This is a genomic window from Polyangiaceae bacterium (genome assembly GCA_020633235.1).
Lineage (GTDB): Bacteria > Myxococcota_A > Polyangia > Polyangiales > Polyangiaceae > JACKEA01.
In genome coordinates, this window is the sequence record JACKEA010000005.1 from 640952 (window position 1) to 661208 (window position 20257).

The window sequence follows — 20257 nt, forward strand, 5'->3', positions numbered from 1 at the left end:
ATTCCCCTACATTGCGAGCATGCCGTGGGCGCCCCAGCGGGGGCAACTTCGAAGCATGCAGTGAATCGAACGCGCGGAGAGCTTGCACTCTTCGTGCCGGCGTTTCGGGTGGTTCCGCGGCGGACCAACCCCCAGCTGAAGAAGGTCAGCGCGGGGGTTTCATCAAGGCGGCTTCGAACCCGTCGTGCCCGAGGAGCGACGTGAGGTCGGCGCGCGCGCGCTCGGGATCGACCAGCCCTGCCCCCACCGCCTGTGACAAGGCAGCCACGGCGTCATCGCGAGCGTCGGCCTGGGCAAAGCTCCGGGCGGCGGCGAAGGCGTCCTCGGGGTTCGAGCTCTGCTCGAAGATCTTCGAATAGAGGCGCGCAGCTTCGAGGGAAGCGCCCGCTTCCAGCGCTCGTTCGGCGACGACGCGCAGATCGCCTTCCGTCGCATCGAGCTCGAGGGCCAACGCCGCCGCCGCGGCCGCATCTCCGCGCTCGAGCTCCACCCGAACCCGAAGCGCCGTGAGCTGAGGTCGCGTGTCCCCCTGCTCTTCGGCCGCGATCAGCAGCGCCCGCGCGCGGTCGAGATCGCCATCGGCGTGGCTCACGGCGGCGGCAAGGTAGCGGTCCGCGTTCGGCAGCTCCTTGAGCGCCCCTCGAGCAGCCGCCACGTTCCCCCGACCCAGCGCTGCCCAGGCCGCGATCTCGAACGCCTGCGGTCGGAGCGGCGGTGCGGTGTGGGCCACGGCGCGGGCGATTTGCTCCGCGGTCTCGTACTCCTCGGCATCGAGGGCACGCCGGGCGCGATGAACGAGCTCCCCGAGGGCCTCGGGGCTGATGGGCGCCGGTGCGCTCCGGCGCGCGGCGAAGTAGCTGGAGACGCCGCCCACGCCGAAGAGCACGGCGCCGAACAGCGACCCCATGCGATAGAGCACGAGGGCCACGATCAATCCGAACGCCATCGACAGCGTGGCGGACAGCATGCGGCGCTCGGGGCCGAGCGCTGCCGCCAGGATCTGCCCGCCGTCGAAGGGCAGCACCGGCAGCAGGTTGATGCTGCTCCAGAACAAGTTCGCCACGCACAAGAGCTCGATGGTCTCCACCAGGAGCGACGAGTCCTGTCCGCGGGCGTCCAGCGCCACCAGCACCACGTAGGCGAGCCCCCCCAACACGAAGCCCGCTGCCGGGCCCGCGAAGGTCACCAGGATCCTGCGCTTCTTGCCGAGCTCATGGGTCGGTCGCCAGGACGTGAGGCCGCCCATCATGTGCAACGCGATCACCGGGCTCTGCCCATAGGCGCGGGCCGCCATGGCGTGCCCCAGCTCATGGATCAGCACCGAGACCAGCACCACCGCCACCCACAGCGCCATCGCCGCGGCGGAGCGATCCGGGTGGTAGCCGAGGAGCAGCGCCAGGAACCAAAAGCCCGGTTGAATCATCACCGGGAAACCGAAGAGCCGAAAGCGAAGCACGGCGCCGCGGAGCCTATCACTCGGCTCGACCGTGCGCTCGCTTGGTCTCGTCCCAAAGTCCGTACATGCGCTCCAGGGCGTCGAGCAGGGTGAGGTTCGAGTCCACCCAGTAGCGCGCGTGGATGTTGCGGCTGCCCACCCAACAGCTGATCGAGCGATTCTTGAAGCGCCCGGGGATGGCCTCCATCATCTCTTCGTCGGTGCGGTCATCGCCGGCGCAGAACACGAAGTCCGCGCGATTGTGGTGCTCGAGGAGGGACGTGACGGCTTGGCCCTTGGTCACGTTGCGGTGGCGCACTTCGATCACGCGGTTGCCGTTCAGCACGGTGTACGGCCGGCGTTTGAGCAAATCTTCCAGGACCGTGAGCAGCTCCCGCACCTGGAACGACGCGAACTCGGGATCCGCGGCGCGATAGTGCCAGGCGATCGCCGCCTCCTTGTACTCCACGCTGCTACCCGGCGTGCGGCGCACGAAGTTCTGGAACACCGGGTCGACCAGCTCTTGCAGCGTCTTGCCGCTGACCCGCACCCGGTTCTCGAAGTCGCCGCCGGGCAGTCGCATGGAGAGACCGTGCTCGGCGACCAGGCCGATGGGCAGATGGCCGAGCCAGCGGTCGAGCACCTTCTGGCTGCGCCCGCTGATGACGTACACCGTGGCGCGCTCCGCCAGCCGGCCCAACACACGCAGGATGCGCGGGCTGGGCACGGCGTCCCGGGGGTTGACGACGTAAGAGCGCAAGGTCCCATCGTAGTCCAAGAGCACCAGCGGCCGCTTCGCGGCGCGCACCATGCGCTGGACGTCCGGTGCGTCCATGCGCAAGAGCTCGGAGCTCGGCCGCTGATCCGACGCCGCGCCTTCGAGCTCGTTCAAGAAGCGCTGGGCCCAGGCCATGCTGGTGTTCTCTTCCACGAAGCGCTGCATGTGCGCGAACGCGCCGGGCTCCGGCGGTTGGCTCAGGGCGTCGAACAGGGCGTCCGCCACCTCGCCCACGCTGTGGGGGCTCACCAGCCGCGCGCCCGGTAGGCAGTGCGCCGCGCCGGCGAACTCGCTGAGGATCAGCGTGCCTCCACGGTCGCCCCGGGCTGCCACGTATTCCAGCGCCACCAGGTTCATGCCGTCGCGGAGCGGCGTCACCAGCGCGACCTCGGCGGCTTCGAACAGACCCACCAGGCGGCTCCGGGGCACCGCCTGATTCACGTACACGATGGGCATGCTGCTGCTGGTGCCGTAGCGCCCGTTGATGCGTCCGACGAGCTCGTCCACGCTGCGCTTCAAGTCGCGGTACTCGTCCACCCCGGTACGTGAGGGAGCCGCGATCTGGATGAAGACCACCTGGTCCCGCCACTTGGGGTGCTGGCGCAAGAACTCCTCGAACGCGAGGAGCTTCTTGGGAATGCCCTTGGTGTAGTCCAGGCGATCCACACCCACGACGATCTTGCGCCCCGGATATGCTTCCCGCAGCGACTCGAGCTCGCGCTTGGCGTCCTCCCCGCGGGCCATGTCGCGGATCTCCTGCGGGTCGATGCCGATGGGCAGCGCGCCCAACCGCACCCGACGCGACGGCATGCGGATCGATTCCACGTCGGACTCGAGGCCGAGCACGCGCAGGCACGCCGCGCGAAAATGGCTCACGTACTCGTAGCTGTGAAAGCCGATGAAGTCCGAGCCGAGCAGCCCGCGCAAGATCTCTTCCCGCGGAGGGAGCTGGCGATAGGTCTCGTCGGATGGGAACGGGATGTGGAGGAAGAAGCCGACGAGCCCTTGGAAACCCCGCCGCCGCAAGAGCTCGGGCACCAACGCCAGCTGGTAGTCATGGACCCACACCACGTCCCCCGGCCGCGTGTGCTCCAGGATGGCGTCGGCAAATGCCTCGTTCACGCGGTGGTAGGCGCGATAGCCCGCGGGCTCGAAGTGCACCTTGTCCGGGAGGTTGTGGAACAAGGGCCACAGGACTCGATTCGAGAAGCCCAGGTAGAAACCGTCCGCGTCGTTCTTGGGGACGAACACCGGCACGGCGCCGTGCTTGTCGAGCTCGGCGCTCACGGCGTCGCGCTCGGCTTCGGCGATGGCGGTTCCGGGCCAGCCGATCCAGGTGAAGTCCCGACGCTCAGCCACGGCGGCAAGGGCCGTGACCAATCCCCCGGTGCTCGGCTCCGCTTCCCAGCCATCGGCCTTCCGCGTGACCGTCACGGGCAGCCGCGCCGAGGCTACGATGAGTCTCGCTTTCGGCATGCCGACCCCTATACCCCATTTCGTTGGAGGATCGGGCACGCTGATCTAAGTTGACGATTGCGTGAAGCTCGCTCTGATCGGCAACTGCGCCTACCAAGCGCTGATCGACGATCGCGCCAACGTGGTGTGGCTGTGCTGGCCGCGGTTCGATTCCAGCTTCGTGTTCGGCAGTCTGGTGGATGCCGAACGCGGGGGACAGTTCGCGGTAGAAGCCGCGGGCGACTATCGAACCACGCAGGATTACCTGCCCAACACGAACATTCTGCGCACGGTCTTCGAGCGCGAGGGGGACGCCTTCGAGGTGGTGGATTTCGCCCCGCGTTTTCAGCAGTACGAGCGCTACTACAAGCCCACCATGCTGGTGCGCCGCTTGCGCCGCTTGTCCGGCGAGCCGGTCGTGCGCGTCCGCTGCGATCCCACCACGGACTACGGACGAAGCCGCCCGGACGCCTACGTCGCCAGCAACCACATCCAGTGGCTGATCCCCGGCGCCCAGCTGCGCCTCACCACCAACGTGCCGCTCTCCTACATCCGCGAGTCCCGCGAGTTCTTGTTGGAGCGTGACGCCTACGTGGTGCTCACCTGGGGCTCGCCGCTCGAAGCGCCGCTGGCGCAGACCTGCGAGACGTTCCTCACGAACACGCGTCGCTACTGGGAAGCGTGGGTCAAGCACACCGCGCTGCCGGGCAGCTTCCAGCGCGAGGTGATCCGCTCCGCCCTCGCCCTCAAGCTCCATCAGTACGAGGACACCGGCGCCATCACCGCAGCCACCACCACCAGCATCCCGGAGCACCTCGGCAGCGGCCGCAACTGGGACTATCGCTACTGTTGGCTCCGGGACTCCTATTTCACGCTGCGGGCCATGCGACGTATCGGCCACTTCGAAGAAATGGAGCAGTTCGTCTCCTTTCTGAAGAACCTGGCGGAGGCGTCCCCCGAGCACCTGCAGCCCGTGTACGGCATCAGCGGGGAGCGCGAGCTGCACGAGGAAGTGCTCTCCCACCTCGGCGGCTATCAGGGCAGCGGCCCCGTGCGCATCGGCAACGCCGCCTACGCGCAGCATCAGCACGACGTGTACGGCGAGATGATCGCCGCCATCGCGCCGATGTACCTGGACGTGCGCTTCGCCGATCACCAACCGGCGGGCTCCGTGCGCTTGCTGCGCCGGCTGCTCACGCGGCTCGCGGAGACGATGGAGCAACCAGACGCCGGCATTTGGGAGATCCGGGGTGACGTCCGCACCCACACCTTTTCCCTCTTGATGCACTGGGTCGGTGCCGTGGTGGCCGCGCGCATCGCCCAGCAGGCCGGCGCCGCCGACATCGAGGGCACCGCCCGCGGCCTGGCCGCTCGAGCGCGCAGCATCATGATCGAGCGCTGCTACCGAAGCGAGCTCGGCTACTACGCCGACTCCACGGCCACGGACAACCCGGACGCGTCCCTGCTCATGATGATCAACCTCGGCTTCTTGCGCCGAGGGCACCCTCACGCCGAGCCGCACCTGCGCGCTCTCGCTCGCGAGCTCAAGGTGCGCGGGCCGCTCTTACACCGCTACCGCCACCACGATGGCATCGGCGAGACCCTCGCCACCTTCACGGTGTGCGGCTTCTGGTACGTAGAGGCCCTCGCGCGCCTCGGCTTCGTGGCGGAGGCCGAGCGCGGCTTCGAGGAGCTGATGCTCCACGCCAACCACGTCGGCCTGTTCAGCGAGGATCTCGATCCCGTCAGCGGCGAGCAGCTCGGAAACTTCCCCCAGACCTACTCCCACGTCGGGCTGATCAACGCGGCGTTCGCCATCAGTCCCCTGCCGCTGGAGGTGGGAGATCCGTGACCGCGGCGGACCAACAAGATCTTCGGGATCCTGTTGTTGGCTCGCCGCGGAAAAGGCTCACAGCGTGACGAGCTTGCCGTCGCGCCAGCCGACCTTCACGGGCTTGCCGTCGATGGGCAGTGTTACGTCGGTGCTCACCAACGTGGGCGGCGTGGCGGGATTGCCGTCCATGGCGAGCGCGCGGATGCGCACCGGCGTGGCGCGGGTCGGTGCCAGCGCTTCGGGGCGCGACAGCTCGAGGCGAACGGCGCCGGTGCCGGACGGATCGAAACTCAGGGCGTAGACGCCAATGCCTTCGGCGGCGACGTCCGGCGGGGTGGACGCGCCCTCCTTGCCGGCATCCCGCACGACCTCCGTGCTGAGGCGCACGGTCGCTGCCGGCGCGAACACCAGCACCGACACTCCGCGGGTGGGGCGCGCCACTTCGAGGGCGGCCGCCGTCAGGCGTGCGGCGTCCTCCTTGCTGGTCTTCGGGTTACCTCGCGCCTCCGCCAGCAGCACGGACGAGAGCAAGCTCGACAGCTCGGCGAGCTTTTCGTTACCGGCTCGACCGCCGGTCTGCGCCACCCGCGAGAGCAGCCGCCGCGCGATGTCGAGTCGGCCCGCCCCGGCGTGCGCGAGGGCCAGACGCACCAGAGCGCCCGGATCGTCCGGCATGATCTGGTCGAGGGCGGCGTAGGCCGCGGCGGCGTCGTCGAACCAGCCTTCGTTGCGCAAGCGATCCCCGAGGAACGCGCGAGCCCAGGGGTCCGATGGAGCCCGCTCGGTGAGCTCGCCGAAGGTGCGGCGCGCCTCGAGCTCCGATCCGATGCGCCGCAGGATGCTGGCGGCGTCGGCCAGGAGCTCCGCGTCCGCAAAGGGATCCACGCGGATTTGGCGGATCTCCGCCGTGAGCTCGTCCTTCTTGCCCAGTGCTTCGAGCAGCGCGAGCATTCGGCGTCGGAGCCCCGCATCGTGCGGTGCGAGCGACAGAAAGCGTCGCACGACGGCGAGCCGCCCGGCGTCGTTGGACTCGGCGCGATAGCGCTTCTTGAAGGTGGCGATGGGATAGCGCTCGTCCCCGAGGAGCTCGCGGCGCACGGCGTCGAGCTCCTCCGGGCTCGCCGCCCGGCGCACGGCCTCGCGGCGCAAGAAGCGTGCAGCTTCGGCCTCGCCCGCCTTTTCCAGATCGCGGGCCACGCCCACGCGAGCGACGCCGCCGGTAGTGGTGGAGAGCACCAGCTCGAGCAACGCGCGTTCCGCCGACCAGTTCGACAGCTCGCAGCTCTTGCGTGCCTCCAAGAAGGTGGGCGACGGACCCTGGCGGCTGAGCCGTTCGCGCCAGATCCCCCGCCGCAGGGGCAGCGGCAGCCGGGAGGTAGCGGAGCACTTCACGCGCTGCCCGCCGGCGCGCGGGGGAGGCAGCTCGATGTCGCGATCGACCTTGATGCGGACCTGGATGCCGAGCTTCGGGTACGAAAGCCCGCCGACGACGACCTCCACGCAGCGATTGAGCGCGGCGTCGTCGGCCTCCGACGAGGTGCCACGCACCCGCACGTCGCTCGCCGTGCCGTCGCCATCGAGGCCGAAGCTCACGGCCAGGTGCCCCGCGAGCTCGGGGCGCAGCGCGGCGCGGGAGTCGCGACAGGCGCGAATGCTGCCGGACGCGGAGTCGAGCACCCGTACGGCAGCGGCACCGAGGGCGTGCTCCAAGGTCACTGCGTCGGTGTCGGTGTCGGGGATCTCCGCCGGAACGTTGCTCAGGGCTCCCAGCCGCTGGCTCGGCGTCAAGAAGGCGGACTCGCCTCCCAGATCGAGCAGTCGCGTCTCGAAGCTGCTGGCGACGTAGGGGCCGGAGCCGATGCGGAGACCAGTCCACGGCGTGATCAGCCCGGCCTCGAAGGCCACGTCGGTGGCGGCTTCTCGGCCTTTGCCGGTGAGCATCACTTCTTCCACGCGCGCGGCGGCCCAACGGCGCCGCGCGTCGCCTTCGTCTGGCGCCGTGCGCAAGGACAACAGGCGGCGGTCTTCGTGGCTGCCGGCGGCGTCTCGCCAGCGCACCACCACTGCGCTCGGCATGCGCTCGCGCACGCGACCGACCGCCGTCACGGTGGTGCCGGCAACGGCCGCGCGGGCCGTGCGCGGGTAGACCATTTCGACCTCGGGCCCGAGATCGAGCTCGAGGTTTGCGACCGTGGGCCGCAGGGCTTCGCTCACCAGCGTGGCGGCGGCGCCGGCAGCCTCTCCTTGATCCACGATCTCGAGGAGCGGCCCCGCGCCACGCGTGAGCGCGGCGAAGGCGGCGCGGTTCGACAATGGCCCCACCGCCGCTGCGGCCAGGCGAGGCACGCCGCCGCTGCGGCGCGACAGCCGGGCCTCGATGGCTTCCACCGTGGGGTCGCCCAGCGTGGGCCAACCATCGCCGACGTAGACGACGATGCCACTGGGGGCGTCGGCGGGTAGTGCGTCGGCCCCGGCCTCGAGAGCGCGACCGATGTCCGTCGCGCCCCCGGGCTGCAACTTGTCCAGCGCCTCGCGCACGGCCTTCTTGCGCGCGGCGTCCACCGGACCGAGATCCTTCGGGCCCACCGGCCGCGCGGTCTGATCTGCGGCGAGCACCATCGCGCGGTCCTTGGGCCCGAGGGCATCGAGCACGGCGTTCACGAAGGCGCGCGACACCTCCAAGAGCGCCGGTTCCGCGCTGCCGGAGGTGTCCACCACGAGCACCACCGTCGCCCCCGCGCCTGGGGCCGCCGCCGGCGCTTCGGTTCGAACGACCACGGTCTTCGCGTCGTCGTCCTTCTCCGCCTTGGCCACGTAGGAACGCGCGTCGGACTCGAAGTCGGGGATCTCGACGTCGACCACGAGATCCGCCGAGGGCCGGAAGTCCGGCCGGCGAAGCTCCACCACGTCACCCTTCGGTGTGGCACCGTAGCCTGCCGCGATGGACTTGGGACGCGACGCGCTGGCGTCGACGTGGGCCGAGAACTCGCCGATGAGCGGCGGATCCGCCGCGGCCGCGAGGGGGTAGCGGTACTGGACGGTCAGCTTCCCGTTCGCCTTTTTGGGCGCCAGCCACTCGGTGTATTCGATCTCCACGATGGTGGTGGCGCCGCTCGGGACTCCGGGCAGGTTGCCGCGCAGCCACCCGTCACCGGCCCACTCCAGCACCGCCGCCACGGGGCGGAGCTCCACCTGCTTGCGCTCGGCCAGCGCGATCTTCGCCTCCGCCATGCGGTCGCCGCTCCCCCAGGCGAAGCGCGAGACGATGGCGCCCGGCGGCAGCGCAATGCGGTAGTCGCCGTCGACGGAGCTCGAACCACCGTTGAAGTAGACCGTGCGGAGCACGGTGTGGGCCACTTCGCCGTCGATGGTAGCCGTCACGTCGTGAGCGCGAATGGTGAGCGGCGAGCCGGGATCTCCCGCGGGCGCTCCCGGGATGCGCCCCCAGAGCTCACCCACCGCACGGCGCGGCGTTCCGTTCACGCCCCAAGGGGAAGCGAGCCCACCGGTCCAGTCGTCGAAGGTCTTTGCCGGTGCCACTTCCACGGCGGACGCGGTGAGCGTGGCGCTCTCGCCGGCGTGCACCTTGTGCTCCTTGCCGCCCGCGGTGATGACGATCTCTTCGTTGGCGGAGTACAGGTGTGCCGTCGCGCCGTCGAGGTCCACGCCGCAGTTGGCGCCGCTGAGGACCGCCTTCGCCTCCAAGATGGACAGCTCCGTGCGGGCGTCCTCGGCAGCCACTACGAAGGAGCGGCCCCGGGTCAGGGCCAGACCCTTCTCCGTGATTCGGATCTCCGAGTCGCGGTCCAAAACGGCGGTGGTCCCGTCGTCGAGCCGAAGCCGTGCGCGACCGTCGGCGTCGGTGACCACGGTGGAGCCGACGGACAGCCGGCGTGAGCCCACGGTAGCGTTGTCGGACACCAACACCCCGGAGTGGACCACCTCGAGATCCGCCACTGTGGGAGGCAGCGCGCGCGCCGTGGCGCGACCGAGCCACCAGATGCCGCCGGCGGCCAAGGCGACCACGACGAGAGCGGCCAGAGCCTTCAGCGCCTTAGTCACGGGTCACCTCCCCGCCGTTCACGCTGAGCTTGATCGAAGCCGGCCCCCCGCGCTCGAAGCGCACCGGCATGCGCACGATCTTCTCGTTCTTGCCGAGCTCGTCGAAGACCACCGTGAGCGTGGCTTCGGCTCCGAGGCGAGCCGCACGTTCGAGCTCGTCCGGCTCCACCCGGATCTCGAGGCGAGATCGCCTGCCCTTGGGCAGTCGGACCTGTGAGATGCCCAAGGCCACGTCCCCTTCCGGCGCGGGCATCGGGGAGCCGAGGGCGTCGCTCCACAGCGTGGGGTGCAGCTCCGGATGCGCCCAAGTGAGACTCACGCGCACCATGCTTCCTGGATTGGAGCGATCGTCGGACAACACCCTCGTCGCCCGGGCGACGAGCGCCGCGAGCTCCTTGTCGCGATGGGCCTTCTTCGCGCTGAGCCGGCCCCACGCCAGGTAGGTGGCGGACAGCGCGTGCGCCACGCTCGCGGGACTCTGACCCGAACCCGGCGTCGGCGGACCGGACTCGGCGGTCTTCTCGATCCAGCGGATCGACGCCTCTAGCTGACCCTGCCCTTCCGCGGCCGCGCCCAGCAAGAGCTGCACGGCGGGATCTTCCGGTGAGAGCTGCGCCAGCGTTTGATACTGGCGTTCCGCCTCGGCGTACCAGCCATGGGCGCGGAGCAAGTCACCGAGGCGCCGCCGCGCGACCGGGTCGTCCGGAGCGAACTCCACGATCTCGCCGAAGGCGCGCCGCGCCGCGCGGGTGTCCTGGGCCTTGTCGCTCGCGTTCTTGTCGCTGGCGGCGAGCCGGAGATACAGCTCGCCGATGGCCGTGCGCACGTGGGCGTCGAGGTCCGGCCGCGCGCGCAGACGTTCGGCGAGGTCTCGGGCACCCCCGCGATCGTCGGCGTCTTCGAGGGCGTCCATCAGCGCCAGCGCCACGGCAAAGTCATCGGGCCACTCGCTCCACAGAGCACGGAGCTTGTCGACTCGCGCGCCGGGAGTCTTCGCGTCCTTGATGTACTTGGCGAGCAGACCGGGATCCATCGCCTTGAGGCCCAGCGCCTGGTGCAGCTCACGCATCTCCGCGGCCTTCTTCACCCGCGCCACGAGCCCGCGGTAGAGCACGTCGGCCGCGCTCTTGTCGTCGAACATGATGCGCCAGAGCTGCACGCGCTGAGTCACCGAAGGCAGCGCGTCCAGCAGCAGTGAGAGTAGCCGGCGCCGCTCGCGCCAAGTCGGTGCTTCGCAATCGCGGAGCGCGTCGCGATACACGTTGGCGACGCCGCCGGGGTTGCCCGAAACCCGCGCCAAGCGCTCCCGCCACAGGGCGATGCGCTCGAACAACGGGACCTGCGCCGCCCGGCTGCAGCCCAGCGCGATGCGCGGCAGGCCGTCCACCTTCACGGTGACCGAGCTCGTCGGCCGGGCCTCGCTGTCCCCCGGAGAGAACATGATGGGGTAAGCCACCACCACGCTGCCCCCTTCGGGCTGGGGGAACGACAGACCGCTCATGGCGTTGACGACGCACGACACCACCGAGGCATCGGGGATGTCGGAGCCGCCATTCTGGGCCCCCGCGACTTCGCCGGAGGCGTTGATGGTGAAGCGGGTGGTGACGCGACCCTCGAGGTTCGGATTCTGCGTCAGGCCCTGCTCGTAACACAGCCGGAAGCGTCCGAAGTTCTGCCGCACGATGCGCTGAATCACTTCCGGCGGCAGCCGGCCCGTCACGTTGACCGCGCCCATGCGCACCCGCGGTGCGGCGGACGCGTGACTGCCGCCGAGGCGACCATGCCCGCTGCCGAAACCCTGACCGGTGCCGGTGCCGGCGCCGTGCCCCAAGGTGCCGATGTCGCCGAGACCGATGCCGTCACCGCGACCGCCGCCACCGGAGCCAATCTTGGCGAGGCCGAGGCCACCCGCGCCGAACGCGTCGCCGATTTGCGTTTGTGCGGGCGCCGCCGATGCCGCCGGGGGGGGCGCCAGCTCCTTGTCGGCCTGCGGGATGTCGTTCCCCCACATGTTGCCGCTGGCCTTCTCTTCGGCGGGCGGGCCTCCCTTGGCCGAATCCCGTCCCCACGCCGTCGTGGGCGCGGCGGCGGGGGCCTCCGGTTCGCCACCGGCCCCGCTGTTCAGCACGCCGATCATGCCGAACTCTTGGGCCTCGTCCAGCGCCTGCTTTCGCGCCACGTGCGGGTCCGAGTTGTCCGAGGGGCCGCGTACTGCGTAGCGGCGGTTGGTCAGACTGGACGTCGGACGTCCCATGGATCCCTCTTCGCCCTTGGCGCGAGTGCCGGTCCCGCCTTCCTTGTTGTCGGCGACCTCTTCGGTCTCTACCTCCTCGAGGTCCAGCTCGCGGCGTCGGGAGCGCTCCTCTTCCTCGATCTCCCGCGTCGTCGGCACGTACAGCGAGGTCACCGGCGTGATGATCCCGTAGCGAGACCCGAGATCCACGAGCGCCGCGCGGCCGGCTCCGTCGTCGAGCAGCTCCCCGAGACGTTGCTCCGCCCATCGTCGTCGCAGGTCTCCGTGGTCGACGAGATCCACGCTGGTGAGGCCCACGGGCTTGTCGCCCGCGGGACCGTGCAGGGTGAGTCGGTCGGGCAGCTTGCTCTTGTCTGTCCGGCCCACCACCAGCACCGTTTCGTCGCTCACCAGGGCGTCCGGATCCCGGGGATAGACGCGCTCCACGTTGGGACCGAGATCCACCGCCGTGGACAACAGCGCGGGGCGCTCCGCCATCTCCAGCAGAGCGAGGGCTTCTCGCGCCGCCGCATAGCCGCTGTCGATACGGGCGGCGAAACCACCTGCCGAGAGGCCCGCCAAGACTCCCATTTCGACATCCGCGCCCACGCCCAGAGCGAACAGCCGAACCGGCCGCGGCAGCTTCGTCAGGCGCTTCTTGAGCTCGTTCAACGTGAGCTCGCCGACGGTGGCGTGGCCGTCGCCGATGTAGACGACGGCGCCCCGGCGCTTGGGATCGAGGGACGCTTGGGCCCGGGTCAGCATGGAGCCGAGATCCGTGGCACCGCCGCGATTGAGCGTAGAGAGTCCCGTCAGGATCTTGCGGCGGGCGCCATCGTCGATGGTGGCGAGGCTCTGCATGCCCTCCACCACCGGCCGGAGCTCCTCGGCACCCGCCCAGACCACTGCGCGATCGTCGTCCCCGAGATGGGCCAAGAGTGCTCCCGTCGCCGCCCGCGCGAGCTCCATGGCGGCCGGCTCGTTGGCGGCAGAAGCATCCACCACGATGGCCAGATCCATGCCGCCTTCCGGCTGGGGCACGTCCCGCGCCCGGACCGGAACCAGCAGGTAGTCCGCCTGGCCCAGGGAGCTCTTGCGCGCTTCGGCCCGTTCCGAAATCGGCAAGACTTCCAGATCCGGCGAGTGCTTGGCGCGATACGCGACGAGGTCCTTCTGACCATCGTCGAACAGCTCCACCGTGAAGTCCGCCCGCGGCACGAAGTCGTGCTCCCGCACGATGATCTGACTGCCCTTGCGCACGCCCGTCATCCCGGTGCGAACCTCCTTGGCCCGCGCCTTGGTCAGGTTCACGTCGATGCTGAGCTCCTCCACGTGAGGGAGCGAAGCCTCCGCACCTTCTGCGGCCATCGGGTAGACGTAGGTGCGTCGTTCCGCCTGCTTGCCGGTGCGCCCGAGGAACTCCGTGTAGCGCACCACGACTCGACGCGTCTCTCCCGGACCAATGGGATAGAGCCGCGCCCGATACTCCCCGGGCGCCTCCCACTCGAGGAGCGCGGGATCCTCCGTGGAGCCCACGTACACGTTCTGTTGGTACTGCGCTGCGGCCGCCGCGCGCTCTTTGACCCTGCCCCAGGAAAGCCGGCCGCCGCGGTCCACACCGAAGCGGGACAAGCTGGCCGAGGGCGGTGAACGAAAGCGATAGATGCCCTCCACCGTCTCGGAGCTCGAGTTGAAGAAGCGCTGGTCGACCTCCGTCAGCGCGAAGTCGCCGTCGATCGTCACGTGCACGTCGAGGCGCTGAATCGCCAGGGGGAATCGCGCGGTGCCCGTGCTTCCCGGAGTCCGCCCACCGACGGTCCCGATGCCGAAGGGCGCAGGCTCCGCCAGGCGATCCGTGGTGGCCAAGCCGCCGGTCCAGTCCTCCCATACGAGCTCGGGAGCGACCTTGGCGGCGCTTCCCTTCTGCAAGGTCAAGCGCTCTCCGGGACGCGCGCGGGTGTCGCCTTCGGCGCGCACCTCGCCGCTGAGCACGTACGCGGAGGTGCTGTCGCCGACCTCGATGCTGCTCCGCACCTTGGACAGGTGCAATGCCCCCGCCGGCGTGGTCAGCTCGGCGCGACCAGGAGCATCGACGAACACCCGGCCCGAATCGATCTTGATGGAATCGGAGTAGAGCGTGAGCGCCGCCGGTCCGTGGATCAGGAAGGTGGCGCCGCCGTCGCGGCGGAGCCAGGCGAGACCGGTCTTCTCCAGCCGCACCTGCTCGCCGTCCACCATGCGCTCGCGCGCATAGGGCGGGCGCTCGTCCCCGCCCGGCGGCGTGACGAGCACTCCGTGCCGGACGGTGCGGAGCTCCGCCCAGGTCAGGCTCCGGGGTGCGAGGCGCCGCTCGCCCTGGTCACAGCCAGACGCGAGCAGCACGAAGAAGAGCAGCGGGACCAGGCCGAACCACCCCCAGGCTCGGCCGACGACGTGTTCGCTTTTCATCGGACCTTTCGCGGGACAGACCCCCTGTGCCGCGAGAAGTTCCATACCGGGCGGACCCCGCCGCGTAAACGGGCCCGGCGGAGCCCCACTATTCGTGGATGTAGACGGGGGTTCCCTCGCCCATGTCCGAGCCGATGTTGATGCCGTGCCAGCCCTCTGGGACCGGAGGGTCGGTCCACATAAAGACGATACGAGCGTCGATCGGGGCCAGGTTCACGCAGCCGTGGCTGCGGGGAATGCCGAACACGTCGTGCCAGTAGGCGCCGTGGATGGCGTATCCCGAAGCAAAATATTGGATCCAGGGGACGTCTCGCAGCTCGAACCCCGACGCGCCGCGGCGCATGGTCACGCCGTACTCCGGGTGGCGGCCCTTGTTGATGTTGGCCAAGCGGCGCTGGTCCTCGTCGCTCAGCTTGGTGCCGTCCTTCTCCGCCTGCTTCAAGCGATCGATGGTGTCCCGGGCGGAGGCCGACAGCGCGTGGTGGGTGTTCGCCCGGGTGCCGCCCGCCACGCTCGAGTTCTCTTCCGAGTCCATCGCCGCGGCGATGTGCTTGCTCTGCAATCGGAACTTGCCCATCGGCGTGGCGAGCTTCTCTTTCGGATCCCCGAAGCGATCTCGACCCGTGGACACCAGCGTCGCATACCAGGCCTTCTTGCCTTCGTAGAGCACCAGGGTCTGCTGTCGGATCGAGATGTCGATCCACTTCTCGCCCTTGTCCGCCCATTCCGGCCACTCCGGGGGCGGCGCCACGATGCCGAGGTCCGTGGCTTGGAGCCAGACGGTCTTGTCCCGCTTGGTCTGGTAAAAGCGCTTGCCGTCCTTGATGCGAGCATGGCCGCTGAGCGGCACGATCGCGCGACGCGGCACCGCGTCCGCGGGACGCGCTTCGTCCCGCCCCTTGATCAGTCGATAGGTCGTCACGTCGCGCTTGAGGACCCAGGCGAAGGGAATGGGGAACTCGTCCGAAAGCTCCACCCCGTGGAAGGGCGAACCGGTGTCCGGCTTGACCTTGGTGGTCGGGATCAGCCGCAAATCCACGGTGATCGCGAAGCGGCGCTCCAAGTCCTCGCTCTTCGTGTCGAAGGCTCCCACGAAGGAAAGTCCGGTCTTGCGCCGTACGCGGTCGGCGAACACGGCGTAGTCCGGAACCTCGAAACCGGAAACGTTGGGGATCGTGCGCTTGCCACCTTCCAGCCAGAACGGCGGCCGCTCCTCCGGATCCGTCGCGCCGAACAGCTCCGCGCGGGTGAGCTGAGTGGAGAGCTTGAAACCCTTTGCGTTCTCTAGCCCCGGCCGCGCGATGCCACGAGCGTCCAGAGGCACGTCGTTGGCGCCGAGATCCACGCGCTGCACTTCGTCCTTGTGGTCGTTGAACCACTGGATGTGCTCCTCGAGCTTGAACTCGCTACGTACCTGCTCCTCCTTGGTCGGGATGCGCAGGTACTGCGGCGCCGTCGCCCGCACGAAGCCGTAGTGGTAGGGCATCGGCTTCGAGATGTCCGGTCTCACGCTGGCGGCCCGCACCAGCGGATCGTCGACGTCCGTCGTGGCTTCGTCGGTGCAGACGTAGCCCATGGGGTACACGTGGTACCACTTGCCCTTGCAGCCCTTGCCGTCGACGGGATCCGCGTCACGTCGCACGATGCCCCCGAGCCGGATGTAGCCCAGGCGGCGGGAATCCACGTTCGCGAGCTTGTACACCGTGGCGGCGATCACCGTGGCGGCGAGCTTCGGAGAGTTCGTCGGCGCTTTGGTGTCGAGCTCGCCGTGATCGACCTTGATGCTCGAGATCGGTGCCGGCTCCGCGCTCGCGATGGCGGCGGCGGCAGACGCGCTGGGCGCGCCGCCGGCCGAGTCCTTGCCCTTGCCCTTGCACCCGACGCCGGTGGCGGCGGCGAGGGCGACCACACCGATGCTCTTCCACTGCACGGCGGCTGGATCTACCCGCTGGACGCCTCAGGTCAACCGCCGCGAACGTCGCCCGAGTCCGGCGTCTCCGGCGACAGCTCCGCCGTGCTGTCCGGCGACGGCTGCTTGGCGCCGTCCACCTCCACGTGCTCGGCGCCCTGGGGCAGCTCCGGCAGCTCCGAGGGACTGGTGCCCGGGGCGACCCAGAACACCTCCGGTACCGGGCGGTACCAGGAGAAATAGCGCTTGTCCTCCTCCGTCCCGTCTGGGTGCTTGATGCGCACCACGCTCACGACGTCGTAGCCCTTGATGCCGCGTTGGCGCTTGATGCTCTTGCCCTCCGACAGCCAGTCCTTGGTCCACACCCGGCGGTAGAAGTCGTGGGTCTTGATCACGGCGTAGGTGTGCTCCACCTTGCCCGGCGGCTCACGTCCCAAGAGCTCGATCCGCAGCGTGGCCTTCTGGGGCAGAAACGCGTGGATGATCAGCGGCGAGTCGTAGGGGTTCTTGATCTTCAGGTCCACCTCCCCGTAGATGACCGTCGCATCCAGGCCCAGCGGCGTGTAGCCGCTCGGACGGCTGTGACTGCGCCGGGCCACGATGTCCATCCCACCGTACACGGCGGCGGCATGCAGCGTGGAAGCCACTTGGCACGTCCCACCGCCGACTCCGGGCTCGATCTCGTCGTCGACGATCACCGGTGCATTCACGAAGCCTCGAGCCATGGTTCGGGGGCCGACCACCTGATTGAAGCTGATGGTTTGTCCCGGCGCGATCACCGTCCCGTTCAGATACTCCGCGGCCTGCTCGATGTTCTTGTCGCGGGCTCTCGCCTTGTGACTGAAGTCGGTCTCGAAGGAGCCCAGCACCTTGGAGACGTCCACGTTGGCCAGAGCCTCGCTCGTCACGCGCGCCGGGATCGGCCGCGTCCACAGCGGGATCACTGCGTCGGGTTCGCGCTCGGCGTCCTGGATCAGCTCCACGGTGCCATCCACGTCGAGCTTCTGCCCGGGGATCTCGTCGATGCGACGGTGGTGCACCAGGTCGAGTCGGGCATCCACCGGGTCACGCTTCACCTGTGGGGCGAGAGCCTCGAGCTTGGCCTGGGCCCGGGTGCGATCCACGCTCCACGAAAGAGGGATCTCCAGGCGCCCGGCCTGGGCCTCCTTCACCCGATACAGCCGTGCCGCGAGCGTTCCGTCCTCCGAGAGCTCGCGGACGTGCTTCATGGTGGCGGCGACGTCGACCTCGATGCCGAGCTCACCGAAGGTCGTCTTCACGTTGCCCTCGCCGTCCGGAAGCTCGAGATACGCCTCCCGGGACAGCAGCGCTTGCCGGCGTCGCTCCAGCCAGTCCCCCAGGCTCTCGTGCTCGGGCTGGACCTGGCCGTCGATGGCGAGCCCCCGGAGCGCGCGACCGGGGGGCAGGAAGTGCCAATACGCCACACCGACCCCTGCTCCCGCGCCTGCGGTGAGGAGAACGAGGACGGTGGGGACGATGAGCTTCTTCCGCACGGCGAAATGGTAGCTGGGGGAAACGCCCGACGGCAAAGTGCCCGGCGGACACTCTCGGTACGCTCGGGCGCCGCGGCGTCTTCCGCTCAACCGCCAAGCGGCAGGATCAAGGTCACCCGGGCCCCGCCCTGCGCGCCGTTCTCCACGAGAAATTGCCCATCACTGCGTTCTGCCAGCCGAGCGGCGATGCCGAGGCCGAAGCCGGTCCCACCCGCTTTGGTCGAGCCCCCCTGACCGGGCAAGGCCGCCAGCTGGCTCGGGCGAAAGCCAGGTCCATCGTCCCGTACCTCCACGCGCACCTCGCCCCCGACCGCCTCCCAGCTCAGCTCGACCTTTGTCGCACCGCGGTCGCCATCCCCCTCACAGGCGTTGATGAGCAGGTTGGTGAGGGCGCGCTGGAAGGCCGTCGCGCCCCCCGACACCAGTGCTTGGAGCTCACCATCGGAACCCCGGGGCTCGATGTTCACGTGGGGGAAGCGACGCGCCACGCGTTCGACCGACGCCCGTGCGATGAGCGCCACGCGGACCGGCGAGCACGGAGAGTCGAGCTCCAGCGCCGCGCGATCCAGCATGCGGGCAACCCGCTCGCTGATCTGTCCCAGATCTTCGCGCAAGTTACCGACCACCGAGCTGTCACCGTCCTGCACTTCCGCTTCCAGGAGCTGCAAATCGATGGCGGCGGCGCTCACCAGAGAGCGCACGTCGTGGTGCTCGGAGAGCAGCGTCGCCACGCCGCGCCGAGCTCGCTCCGCCGTCAAGGCGTCGGTGGCGCCGCGTTCGGCGAGCACGCGCGTGCGCCGGGCGATCACCACCGCCATGGCCGCCGCCGCCAGCAGGATGATGGCGTACACGGTTACGCTGGCTGCGCTGTTGGCGTACTGCACGCCGTGCCGCGCGCGGTCGAGCAGCGTGAGCGCCATCAAGGACACGCCGTTCAACAGGCCGCCCAAGACAGCGGCACGAGCGGAGTGGCGGAATCCTGACGCCACCGTGATCAGCACCAAAGACGCCGTGTCCGGCATCATCAAGATGGAGCCGTAGTCGGTGGGATACAGGATGTCCGGCACCAAGGTGCCGAAACAGGTCACGGCATCCACTGCGACCGAAACCATCGACAGGCCGCGGCTCCCGGCCTTCGCCCACATCAGCACGTACAAGGAGAACGCCATCGCCGAGGCGACGGACAGCACGGTCAGCGCGGCCCGCGTCGGTTCCCAAATGGTGACCAGGAAGTAGCGTCCCAACACCGCGGCGCAGAACACCAGCCGGAGCACGGCGAACACCCGCTCCCCCCGCAGGGCCGACCGCCCCATGACCTTGGCCACGGCTTCGGTCGGGATCTCCGACAGCGGCGCGCTTCGACCGTCCATGGCCCGGTGATCTAGGCTACAGCGGCGAGCCTCCGGATCGCAAACGTTGACGTCCGTCTCGGCATTGGCGACCCTCGTGGAGGGATGGCTGGCCGACGCGTTCTCGTCGTCGAAGACAATGCGACGCTGCGTGACAGGATCGCACGCGCCCTCGCCGGCGCTGGCTACGACGCGCAGAGCGCGGAGACCGTCGCCGAAGCGCGGAACCGCATCGACACGTTCCGACCCGAGGCGTTGTTGCTCGACGTTGCCCTGCCGGATGGCGAGGCCGCGAACGTGGTGAACGCCGCCAGGGAAGCCGGCCTCTCTCCCGTGACCATTGCCATGAGCGGGCAGGCAACACCGCTGCAGTCCTTCGAGCTCGCCCGCTTGGGAGCCCACGGCTACCTCGACAAGCCCATCGATCTCGAGCGCCTGAAGTCTGCGCTGGAAGCGGCCTTCGCCACACCACCGGATCTCGAGCCCCACGTGCGCCGCACCGTGGGCCTCAAGCCCATCCACGAGGTAGAGCGCGAGCTCCGAAGCACCATGGTTCAGGAAGCGCTGTCCCGCACCGGCGGCAACCGGCAGCGCGCGGCCTCGCTGCTCAAGATCTCGCGTCAGCTCCTGCAGCACATCGTGAAGAAGCTCGGCTGATCATTCGAAGCTCTCGGGCTCGGTGGCCTCCGCCCGGTCGATCACCTTGGCGCCGCCGAAGTCGTCGACCCGCGGGTCCAAGATGGTCTGGTGCACGAACTCGCTCAAACGAACGATTTCCGGCGGGCAGGCGTCGTCACAGCGCACGCTCTTTCGGTTCTCTCCCACCCGAACCTTGACGAACCTCTGGGTGCCGTCCGACACCTTGGGGTCGCCGTAGCGGTCCTGCAGCGAGAAGTACCTCGCCTCGTTCAGCTCCCCTCGGAGCTTCGCCAGCGTGGCCTCATCGACGGTGAACTCCGCGCCGTGCCACACGGTCTCATCCCCTTCGAGCTTCGCGAAGGTGTACCAGCACTCCCCCGTGGCCGCGATCCGGAGGACGTCGTACCCGTGCCAGCTGCTGCCCTCCCCCAACACGAACGCGAAGTCTCCATACTGGAGCTTCTCGCCATACGCCGTCTTGGGAGAGCGGCAGCCCGCGAGCAAGATCAGGCTCGATAGCAGCACCGAGGCGCGTCGCATGGGATCACGGTAGGCAAAGGCGCCGGCACTGCCAAGCCATTGACGGCGCCGCGGGTCTTGG

The 20257-nt window shown here is 69.2% G+C and carries 10 protein-coding genes; 2 read left to right on the plus strand and 8 right to left on the minus strand.

Translation table 11 applies throughout. The features are described from left to right. Positions 1-145 precede the first annotated feature (145 nt). Together H6717_28720 and H6717_28725 are read right to left on the minus strand one after the other, a co-directional pair. On the minus strand, positions 146-1456 hold the full coding sequence (locus H6717_28720; protein MCB9581046.1) for a hypothetical protein: 1311 nt from the start codon (positions 1454-1456) through the stop codon (positions 146-148). A gap of 16 nt (positions 1457-1472) precedes the next feature. Beyond that, a complete protein-coding gene (locus tag H6717_28725) occupies positions 1473-3689 on the minus strand; it encodes a bifunctional alpha,alpha-trehalose-phosphate synthase (UDP-forming)/trehalose-phosphatase (GenBank protein MCB9581047.1) in 2217 nt (738 codons plus the stop codon). Between the two features lie 61 nt (positions 3690-3750). Between H6717_28725 and H6717_28730 the strand changes: the two genes are divergently transcribed. Then, on the plus strand, positions 3751-5520 hold the full coding sequence (locus H6717_28730; protein ID MCB9581048.1) for a glycoside hydrolase family 15 protein: 1770 nt from the start codon (positions 3751-3753) through the stop codon (positions 5518-5520). 57 nt (positions 5521-5577) lie between these two features. Here H6717_28730 and H6717_28735 read toward each other — a convergent pair whose 3' ends face one another. The 5 genes from H6717_28735 to H6717_28755 form a co-directional block, all read right to left on the minus strand. Then, a complete protein-coding gene (locus H6717_28735) occupies positions 5578-9564 on the minus strand; it encodes a VWA domain-containing protein (protein MCB9581049.1) in 3987 nt (1328 codons plus the stop codon). After that, a complete protein-coding gene (locus tag H6717_28740; GenBank protein ID MCB9581050.1) occupies positions 9557-14245 on the minus strand; it encodes an AgmX/PglI C-terminal domain-containing protein in 4689 nt (1562 codons plus the stop codon). Before H6717_28740 ends, H6717_28735 begins: the two co-directional genes overlap by 8 nt. 88 nt (positions 14246-14333) lie before the next feature. After that, positions 14334-15821, minus strand: coding sequence for a L,D-transpeptidase (locus H6717_28745; protein MCB9581051.1), 1488 nt, complete (start codon positions 15819-15821; stop codon positions 14334-14336). 386 nt (positions 15822-16207) lie between these two features. Further along, a complete protein-coding gene (locus tag H6717_28750; GenBank protein ID MCB9581052.1) occupies positions 16208-17668 on the minus strand; it encodes a VanW family protein in 1461 nt (486 codons plus the stop codon). Positions 17669-17754: 86 nt separating this feature from the next. After that, the gene (locus H6717_28755; GenBank protein ID MCB9581053.1) at positions 17755-19038 is read right to left on the minus strand and encodes a HAMP domain-containing histidine kinase; all 1284 of its coding nucleotides are present in this window, start codon (positions 19036-19038) and stop codon (positions 17755-17757) included. A gap of 84 nt (positions 19039-19122) precedes the next feature. Here H6717_28755 and H6717_28760 point away from each other — a divergent pair, with 84 nt between their 5' ends. Then, a complete protein-coding gene (locus H6717_28760; protein ID MCB9581054.1) occupies positions 19123-19674 on the plus strand; it encodes a response regulator in 552 nt (183 codons plus the stop codon). Here H6717_28760 and H6717_28765 read toward each other — a convergent pair whose 3' ends face one another. Next, on the minus strand, positions 19675-20196 hold the full coding sequence (locus H6717_28765) for a hypothetical protein (GenBank protein MCB9581055.1): 522 nt from the start codon (positions 20194-20196) through the stop codon (positions 19675-19677). Positions 20197-20257: the final 61 nt, after the last annotated feature.